Annotated in this window: 8 protein-coding genes; 5 read left to right on the top strand and 3 right to left on the bottom strand. The window is 58.6% G+C overall.

The genetic code is table 11. From position 1 onward, the window contains the following. Positions 1 to 171 precede the first annotated feature (171 nt). The 3 genes from ACEW8Q_RS19560 to ACEW8Q_RS19550 are packed head-to-tail and all read right to left on the bottom strand — an operon-like array spanning position 172 to position 3,486. The gene (locus ACEW8Q_RS19560; RefSeq protein ID WP_373505739.1) at positions 172 to 1,965 is read right to left on the bottom strand and encodes an alginate export family protein; all 1,794 of its coding nucleotides are present in this window, start codon (positions 1,963 to 1,965) and stop codon (positions 172 to 174) included. Positions 1,966 to 1,975: 10 nt separating this feature from the next. After that, positions 1,976 to 2,401 carry a hypothetical protein gene (locus ACEW8Q_RS19555; RefSeq protein WP_373505738.1) on the bottom strand — a complete coding sequence of 142 codons (426 nt, stop codon included), beginning with the start codon at positions 2,399 to 2,401 and terminating at the stop codon, positions 1,976 to 1,978. Continuing rightward, the gene (locus ACEW8Q_RS19550) at positions 2,398 to 3,486 is read right to left on the bottom strand and encodes a recombinase family protein (protein ID WP_373505740.1); all 1,089 of its coding nucleotides are present in this window, start codon (positions 3,484 to 3,486) and stop codon (positions 2,398 to 2,400) included. Before ACEW8Q_RS19550 ends, ACEW8Q_RS19555 begins: the two co-directional genes overlap by 4 nt. Positions 3,487 to 3,583: 97 nt before the next feature. Between ACEW8Q_RS19550 and ACEW8Q_RS19545 the strand changes: the two genes are divergently transcribed. The 5 genes from ACEW8Q_RS19545 to ACEW8Q_RS19525 all read left to right on the top strand — a co-directional run bounded on the left by ACEW8Q_RS19545 (position 3,584) and on the right by ACEW8Q_RS19525 (position 8,452). After that, entirely contained in the window at positions 3,584 to 4,141 is a 558-nt protein-coding gene (locus ACEW8Q_RS19545; protein WP_373505737.1) for a hypothetical protein, read from the top strand. 111 nt (positions 4,142 to 4,252) lie between these two features. After that, positions 4,253 to 4,507 (top strand): hypothetical protein, encoded by a 255-nt coding sequence (locus ACEW8Q_RS19540; protein ID WP_373505736.1) that lies wholly within the window; start codon positions 4,253 to 4,255, stop codon positions 4,505 to 4,507. A gap of 312 nt (positions 4,508 to 4,819) precedes the next feature. Beyond that, positions 4,820 to 7,117 (top strand): calcium-binding protein, encoded by a 2,298-nt coding sequence (locus ACEW8Q_RS19535; protein ID WP_373505735.1) that lies wholly within the window; start codon positions 4,820 to 4,822, stop codon positions 7,115 to 7,117. Between the two features lie 145 nt (positions 7,118 to 7,262). Next, the gene (locus ACEW8Q_RS19530) at positions 7,263 to 7,697 is read left to right on the top strand and encodes a DUF1810 domain-containing protein (RefSeq protein ID WP_373505734.1); all 435 of its coding nucleotides are present in this window, start codon (positions 7,263 to 7,265) and stop codon (positions 7,695 to 7,697) included. Positions 7,698 to 8,242: 545 nt separating this feature from the next. Further along, positions 8,243 to 8,452, top strand: coding sequence for a ParB/Srx family N-terminal domain-containing protein (locus tag ACEW8Q_RS19525; protein ID WP_373505733.1), 210 nt, complete (start codon positions 8,243 to 8,245; stop codon positions 8,450 to 8,452). The last annotated feature ends 136 nt before the right edge of the window (positions 8,453 to 8,588 follow it).

The following is an 8,588-nucleotide window of genomic DNA, read 5'->3' as shown; positions in this document are numbered from 1 at the left end:
CACTGGCAAGCGCCTCGATAGACGTGGTAGCTTTCTTCATGGTGTTGCTCTCCATTCAGGATTGAACACCCCGAGCCTACGGCTCGAGGAGAGCAACGCCAACCTCACTCCAATTTTCTACATTGAGCGGGACATCCCCGCTCGTGCTGCCACATGGCGCGGCCATGTGGGTTAGAGAGAGTAGCGAACAAAGAGCATCGCGGCGAACCAGTCCTCGGGGTCTCCGTCGAGTGCATTCCGGGCGGCTTCACCCGGAATGGTATAGGCGAGGAGGCCGTGCACGTACCAGTTCCGCGATGGGAACCATTTGACCGTGACGTTGGCCTCATAACCATATTGGTGATCGGACAGGAAGCTGAGGGCCGGATTGCCGCCGATGTTGTTCAGGCTGTCGGCCTGGAATGCCCATAGCTGCGGAACTACCTCGACTGTCGGGAGCGGCCTGAAGTTGGCCTGAACCCGTTGCGCGATGACGTTGCTGTCCTGCACCACCTTGAAATGGCTGGCGCCCTGAACCCATTGTTCGCCGTTGCCGCCGGACAGAAGCGGGTCCCAGCGCTCGTAGGCTCCGGTATCCGGGTCGTCGCCGGAGAAATAGCTCAGGCGATAGCTGATCGAGGGCGACCATGGCTTGTCAACAAAGCTGTAACCGGCCTCGCCATAGGCCGCAGTCGCGAACATTTCGAACTCGCGGTGAGTCTGCAGCCCGGCCTCGGCCCCGAAGAACGGGCCGGCCTGATTGGCCGGCAGGGGCCTGTAGGTGAGGCGCGCGTCGAACACATTGAGACCGTCGCGCGTTCCAAGGATGGTGCCATCGGGATTGAAGTAGGTGAAGTCCGACTTCAGGGCTGTCACATAACTTGCGGCTGCCAGCATTCCGTTGACCGGCCGGGTTTCCAGATTCAGGCCGGCGAGTTCCGTGTGCGTGTCAATCACCGGCAGTTCATCCGGCTTGAGGTAGAAAGCCTCGAGCTTGTTGCCGTTGTAGGAGACCTGTCCCAGCACCAGCAGGTCGGCAGCCCAGCGCGCGTTGGCCTGGAGAGCAGCGCGCTCCCAGCCATTAGCGGCCGTGTTGGCGATCAGAAAGGCATTGGCCAAGGTGAACTTCTGCCGGCCGGCACTGAAATTGAAGGCGAGGCGATTGCCCTTCTCGTCGGTCGTCCCGGTAACGAATCCGGCATAGGCATCCTCGACATGGGTATATCCGCGGGTCTGGTCGGTGAACAGTTCCTGGCCCGTCGAGCCGGAGCTGATCGAACTCAAGCCGCCATAGATGTAGAATTTGTCGGATAGCGGCGTGATGCCGTAGAGCCCGTAGTGGAGGTAGCCCTCGGCCCAGTTGCTGTAGCCACTGCCGGCAGGCTTTCCCTGGACGAGGGGGTTCCCGGCCAGCATCGCATCAGGCTGGCCGTACCAGGCGTTGTTGTTGCCATAATACAGGGACAATGCTTCCAGCTTCGCCCGCACATAGGTGCCGTCCCGGTCATAGAGAACCGGAAGGTCGGCCATGTTACTGGTGATCAGATAGCCTCTTCCGGAAAACGTACTCCCGTCAGCAGCAAGCGTGATGGTGAATGTGACGTCGAGGCCGCCCGCCCGCCCAAGCGCGTAGCTGTAAGTGACGTCAGCGATGTCCGGATTGCGCCGCACTCTTGCAATCGCGAAGGCTGCTGCATTCTCATTGAAACGATCGCCCGGGTAGATTGCGAGGAACCTACGAAAGCCGTCGGTCACGCGGTTATTAAAGGTCTGGTCACTGCGCGGGTTGGCGATGGCAACCGTCACGGTCTCGACGGGCAGGCTCAGGAAGCCGAGTTCGGCGCCATAGCTCTGGGCGAGAGCGGGGCGTACAAGGCACGCATCAAGCTGCCCAGTCGCAAGGATGGCGAGGAGCAGGACGGTACCGCCGAATCTACGTATATTCTGAAGCAGATGGAGCCCTGTCTCAACTTGTCGCCACGCCATGGCGGTATCTCTACAGGATAATCAACTTTGGGTTCATGTTAAAGCTTTTGTCGTGCCACTTTGTTTGCTGATGTTTCCACTCTATTGGAAACGGCTGCATCGCTCTCGCCATCGTCAGCCCTTCCGGCTGTTTTCCTGCCAGTATTGCCTCCACGATCTCAGGCGCCAGCAGCGTCATGCGGAGCACCCGGCTGACATAGGACGGATTGATGTTCTCAGCCTCAGCGATCTCCTCAATACTGGTAAAGTCGCTGGCCTCCAGCATCTTGCGCCAGCGGAAGCCACGAGCGAGCGCTTTCAACAGTGCGCTGTCGACCCGCACGCGAGGCTGGGGCTTCGCGCTGGTCCCGTCCGGCGTAATGATGAGCTTTCGCCCGCCGCGCTTGCGGACAGCAAAGGGAACCGTCACGGTGACGGATGCGGACACGGTTGTCATGCCGCTGCTGCTCTACTCTTGGTGTCCAAGCTGTTCACCTCCGTTGCTATCTGCACCAGTCCCCTGTCCCTGAACCTGAACTTCAGCCCGTCGGTACTGATATCCACGCGCTCTATCAGCAACTGGACGATGCGGGCCTGCTCGGCAGGGAAGAGTTCGGACCAGAGTGGATCAAGTGCCGCCAGTGCCGCGCGGACTTCATTCTCGGATAGGCCGTCATACACAGGCGGCGCCGCGCGCCATGTTGAAATGACGACTTCCGGCGCCCGCAGAATACCTCGGATCTGGTCGATCACGGCGGCTTCAATCTCTGCTGCCGGAACGCGTGCCACGGGACATTTGCCAGCGCCATGCTTCAGCACGGTCTGGCTGACATAGTAGCGGTAGAGTCGGTCACCCTTGCGGGTGTGTGTGGGCGAGAAGGCCGCACCGTCCGGGCCGTACAGCAGTCCCTTCAGCAGGGCGGGCGATTCAGCGCGTGTGTTGCTGGCGCGCAACCGGGGGCTCTGCTGCAGGATGGACTGAACATGGTCCCATGTCTTCTGGTCGATCAGGCGCTGGTGCTCGCCGGCATAGCCCGTGCCCTTGTGCACCGCCTCGCCAATGTAGGCCCGGTTGTTCAGCATCCGGTAGAGGAAGTTCTTGCTCATGGGGTTGCCGCGCGGCGTGCGAATGCCGCGCTTGGCCAGCTCGCGCGCCAGTTCGGTGGCCGAGCCGATCTCCAGGAACCGGGCGAAGATCCAGCGAACGTTTCTGGCTTCCTGCTCATCGATGAGGAGCTTCCGGTCCTTTGGCTTGTAGCCATAGGGCGGGGTGCCGCCCATGAAGATGCCCTTCATTCGGCTGGCGCGGACCTTGTCCCGAATACGCTCCGCCGTCACCTCGCGCTCGAACTGGGCGAAGGACAGCAGGATGTTCAACGTCAGCCGTCCCATGGAGGTGGTCGTGTTGAAGCTCTGGGTGACACTGACGAAGGTGACATTGTTTCGGTCGAACACCTCGACCAGCTTCGAGAAATCCATCAGCGAACGCGACAGACGATCAATCTTGTAAACGACAACCACGTCGACCAATCCGTCCTCGATGTCGGACAGCCACGAAGATTCGGCGGTGGATATCTGCGGCTATGCAGCGGTGCTGCGCGAACTCATCGAAACATCTTCAACTGAAGGGAGGTGAACTATGGTCCGTGGACGCAAACGCAAGCCCGGCAAGCGCTACCCTTGTGGCAAGCGCACGAAGCAGGAACTGGAGAAGGATGCCATGAGCACGGTGATCGAAGCCCGCAAGCGCCAGTTCGGCGTCACCACCAAGCAGGCTCGCGATGAGCGGCTGGGCACAGCACTTGGAAGGCTCGCATTCAAGCAGATGATCAGCGAGACGCAGTACCAGGCCGGTGTCGCCTTCGCGCAACTCTATCATCACCATCACGTCGCCATGGGACTACCATCGCCGAGCCCACGATCGGTCGCAGGTCTCCTCATCAACGAGGGGATCATCGGCAGTGCACCGAGTGAACCCATCCTCGAGGTCATCGAGAAGCTGAAGCGGCGGTTCCGTGATGCAACAGATGCCCTTGATGCGTGTGACCGCGAGCACCGAATGTCGGCAGGGCGCCGGCCGACGCTGCTGATCTATCGTGTCGTCTGCACGGACGAAGATGCCATGCACTGGAAAGAGGAAGACTTGGGCAACCTGCGAGTGGCCCTCAATGCGCTCGTGCGGGTGTTCCGGATGTAGAGCCAGAAACAACCTTTTTACTGAGTGGGATCGGTCTTGACCGGTCCCATCTTGCAGGCTCGACAATTACAAGAGTTCTTGTTATGTTCTGATGCTGAAATGGAGTACCAAATGGCCAACGTCACGTTTTTCGTCATGATCCCATTCAAGAAGATGAGGGGCGGGATCGTCGCCCAGACGGGCGTGCAATGTCAGTCGGAGCGCTCAGCCATTTCGCAGGCCCATACTGCCGTTTCCAAGGGAGCAGTGGGCGCCATCGCTTTCAAGCGCTCTGGTGATCCGGGGCTTGGCGAACACGGCGAGGCAACACTGATCTGCCAGGAGGGCGAAGTGCCGGACAGCGTGGAAGACATGCTGGCCGCATAGCATCGCCCAATCAGGCAAGGTCAAGCAGCTCGCGCCCAGTGCTAGCGCTGGGCGCGTATACTTTGCCGCACAGTCGTGATACTCACACTGGTAGTTTTCGTCGTCTTTGACGGGATAGAAGACGCGGAAACGGAGACGTGCTATGCAACAACCTCCAACCATCGTCCTGAGCAATGACGAGCATCGCTGGCTTGCAGATTGGCAAGTAGACCAATGGAACTTGTGCTGGGAGGTGCCAACCCAGATCGGCGACCACGCCCCAGGTTTTGAGGTCGAGGGTAGCATCGGAACTCTTGCTAAGGAGTTGCTCGCATGACCACGACCCCAACGATCTGGAAGCCGACGTTTTATCCAAACATTGCGGCTCAGGCTGGAAGCCAGACAGTGCCCCAGACCATAGGGCTCGCCAATGGCAATATTCTGGTGGTGTGGGAGGACGATACTCAAGGACCAAGTGCTTTCACAGATATCATGGGCCAGATGTTCACTCCCGAAGGCGTGGCCATCGGCGGATCTTTCCAGGTCAATTCCGCGATTGTTGCGTCCGATGAAACAGGGCCCAAGATCGTTGCCCTGCCAGACGGCGGCTTCGCCATGGCTTATGGCTGCTATCTTGAGGCACTCGGCGGATTCATCACCGTCCAGCGATTCGACAGCAATGGCAACTCATTGTCGAGCAGGTTCATCCTCGATGACCTTAGCAGCCTCACCGACTGGGACATCACCACAGACAGTGCGGGCAATTATACGGTGGTATACGAGCGCTTGATCTATGCGCTGGTTGGCCAGACTGTGGTGAACTCCATTGATATCCATTCGATCACCTATGATTATCTGACAAACGCGGAGGGCTCAGAGCAGGTCAACACAGCCCAGAATTCAACTGCAAACGACCGCCTCGGCGCTACTGCAGCATTTGCTGACGGACGCGTCGTGACATTCTACACTGAGCCCGACGATTGGCTGTTTTCTGTGTTTCCGCCGCTCTGGGTTTCCGGCACCACGTTTGAGTTCACGATCACCAATCCCCTGACCGGAGCCATTGTCCGCGGCGCCACGGAGATAGCTGACCCAGAAACCCGTGCTGCTGGCCGTGCGCAGGATGTGGCGATCCTGACGGGCGGACAAATTGTCTTGCTCTACAGCCATGGCGGCGGAAACAGCGGCCTAGGCATGAAGATCGTGGCCAATGGCAGTGCCAACGGCAGCATCAGTTCAGAAATGGTGGTGGACGCGAGCTTCAGCCTGGAAGGTGACGGCGCTCGTGGCTTTGAGAACGCCCGTGTGGTGGCCCTGCAGGATGGCGGGTTCCTGGTGGCATGGACGGTCGACGTATTCCTTTACGCCAGCCGCTATGACGCAGCAGGTGCGCCAATCGGATCGAAATTCATTGTCGATCAGCAACTGGCGACCGGTCAACAGGCGCTGTTTGATATGTCACTCACCGCCGACGGGCGCGTGCTGATCCCGTTCATCAACAATGCTGGCGAAATCGCAGAAGTCATTCTCGATCCGCGGGACAACGTTATCTTCGGCACAGCGGTGGGCGAAGTCATCACCACCCAGATCACCAGCACGCAGATTTTCGGGTTGGGCGGCTCCGATACGATTCTCGGGCAAGGCGGCGATGACGACATCGATGGCGGCAGTGGTTTCGACACGCTGCATGGAGGCAAGGGCAATGACACATTCTACCTCCATGATGTAACGTTCAACGGCGATTTCGATCTGGTCGTGGAAGTACCAGGTGGCGGAACCGATACTGTCCATGTCGGGGCAGACGCGTTGGATCCCAACATTCTCTACAGCTATTCGCTGACCGAGAATGTCGAGAACGGGTTCGTCGATGGCGTGGCAGGTTTTGACCTCATTGGCAACATTCGGGCAAACCGGCTGATCGGCAATTCCAGCACCAATTATTTCTTCGGTATGGACGGCAATGACTATCTCAACGGCGCCGGCGGCTCAGACTCGCTGTTTGGCGGAAAGGGCAATGACACCTACGTCCTCGACGAAACCACCGGCTCTCTGGCTTCCCTGAGTTACGACACGGTGGTGGAGAATGCCGCCGCTGGCGTTGATAGCGTGCGGGTAAATTCCACAGCACCCAGTCCTGGCAGCTATACATTGTCCGAGAATGTTGAGAATGGCACTATAACGGGAGGCGCTGACTTCGATCTTCGAGGCAATGAACTCAACAATCGGCTTGTGGGCAATAGCGCAGCGAACGCACTTATCGGCGTTGGTGGCAATGATGTGCTGCAGGGTGCAGGCGGTGCCGACAGGCTCGCCGGCGGCGCCGGGCAAGATCGCTTCGTGTTCGCCGCGCTGACTGACAGCGGCATTACCAAAGGCCTGCGTGACACCATCGGCAATCTAATCGCAGGTGACTTAATCGATGTCAGGTTGATCGACGCCAATGCCACGCTGGCGGGCAACCAGGCCTTTGTGCTCGATACCAACGGTGTACGCAGCGCCGGAGAAATTTCCTTCGGGATGAGCGGCGGATTTCTGCTAGTCAGTTTTAACACGGATGCCGACGCGGCAGCAGAAATGCAGATCCTCTTGAGTAACAGAACCTCGGTCACGGCCCTCGACTTCCTCCTTTAAGACCCCTTTGGTTCACCGTGGCCGCACTGACGGAAAGCGACTTCGCTTTGTGGCAATTACTGACTCCAGACGTGCGGAAATTGCGATAGCTCCCCGGCGCAGGTACACTGCCATTTCCGAAGCTACTGCGTGAGCACCAGAATTCATGGCGCAAAAGATCGTATTTGACCTTGATCGTTTCCTCAAAGCTCAGGAGTCGGTGTTCGAGACGGCGCTGGTCGAGCTTCATGCTGGTGCGAAGCAATCCCACCGGATGTGGTTCGTGTTTCCGCAATTGCGGGGCCTGGGGCGGTCATCCCTGGCCCAGCGCTACGGCATATCCGGTCTCGAGGAGGCGAGAGCCTACCTGGCACATCCGATCCTGGGATTGCGGCTGCGGAGGTGCGTGGAAGCCGTCCTCGGTGTTCCGGACCGGTCTCTGCGCCAGATCTTCGGGTCGCCTGATGATATCAAGTTCAGGTCTTCCATGACGCTGTTCGCACTGGCAGACGGCGGCGAACCACTCTTCCAGGAAGCTCTCGATTGCTATTGCGATGGCATCATGGATCCCAGGACAGTTGAGCTTCTAGGACTGCAATGAGCTTCCGTTGGCAGACCGTCTGAGCTCTTGTGCGCCGAGTGAGTTCGAGTTGTAGATGTCAAATGGTATGCGGGTGGAACTGGAATCCAACTTACCAAAGAAGTGTGTTCTTACTGGAAAAGTGGTGTTGACATGCTCCTGCAACACGAATAGAAGTTCTGTTATTGAAAGCTCATCACTGCGTCCGGAAGTCAGTCCTCCGGACGTTTTGATTCCCGAGCGTAGCGCAGCGTATTCCTGCGGCGTGCCAGAGCGAAGCGGAGCGAATTCACGGGTCCTTCCGCGTAGAGAAGCGTAGCGGGGGGGGGGCTCAGCGCAGCATCCCGCTAGCGTCAAGGTTCCAGTTTGGGGTCCCAGTTTCCAGTTTCCACCCCGCCATTCATATATCACGCCGATAGCATCGATCGAAAACAGGCCCGTTTCGTCGGGCTTTTTTGCGTTTGAGATTACGCGATGCTGGTGGAAACCAAAGTGGAAACCCTAGTGGTTTCCGCCCATCAGGTTTCCACTCTGGTTTCCACCGGTTTCCACGCCATGAGGTTCTGATGATCCCAGAGAGTTATGCCCTCGAGCGCGTAGATGTGTCCGTGCTGTCGGGCTTTGCCGGCAATCCGCGCACGCACTCCGACGGTCAAGTCAAACAGATCGCTGCCAGCATCGCTGAGTTTGGCTGGACCAATCCGATCCTCGTTGATGCCACCGGCACGATCATCGCCGGTCATGGCCGGCTCGCAGCTGCAAAGGAGCTGGGGTAATCCCCCCGTTTTTGGAGGGGGTTTGGAAGTAGAATTTTCTCGGTATCCTGAACGAGGAGATTCGGATGAAGAAGAGCAGGTTCACGGAAGCGCAGATCGTGGGCATTTTGCGCCAGGCGGAGGGCGGGATGCCTGT

It is taken from the genome of Aestuariivirga sp. (assembly GCF_041738905.1).
Taxonomy (GTDB): domain Bacteria; phylum Pseudomonadota; class Alphaproteobacteria; order Rhizobiales; family Aestuariivirgaceae; genus Aestuariivirga.
The sequence above is the reverse complement of the archived record's forward strand: the minus strand, read 5'-3'. Positions and strand labels throughout refer to the sequence as shown.